Origin of the sequence: Sphingobacterium sp. UBA7253 (assembly GCF_002472745.1) — a bacterium.
Classification (GTDB): Bacteria; Bacteroidota; Bacteroidia; order Sphingobacteriales; family Sphingobacteriaceae; genus Sphingobacterium; species Sphingobacterium siyangense.
On record NZ_DKSP01000057.1, the window covers coordinates 5241 to 5591 of the forward strand.

Here is a 351-nt window from a genome sequence, read left to right on the forward strand (position 1 = left end):
TTTTTATAACGTTTTTGTCAAGAACAACCCCGATAAACTGGTTGACGAGTCTTTATTTACCTACCCCGGACCTATTCCTTTTTCCAAGGAAACAGCTGTACTTATGATGGCGGATTCGGTCGAAGCCGCATCCCGTGCATTAAAAGAACCATCTGAAGAGTCTATCAATAACCTTGTCGATAAAATTATCGAACATAAATTGATGCGGGGGCAGTTCAATAACAGTAACATTACGCTAAAAGATATCACCGAATCTGCAGTTATTTTTAAAGCAATGCTCAAAAGTATCTACCATGTTCGGGTAGATTATGATTTAAGCAAAAAAACAATGTAATTTTAATTGTCAAACAA

General features: G+C 36.5%; 1 pseudogene. It reads left to right on the forward strand.

The features are described 5' to 3' along the window. Positions 1–334 (forward strand): annotated as a pseudogene (locus B2X72_RS05250) (transmembrane HD family protein); the annotation flags it as partial. Positions 335–351 lie beyond the last annotated feature (17 nt).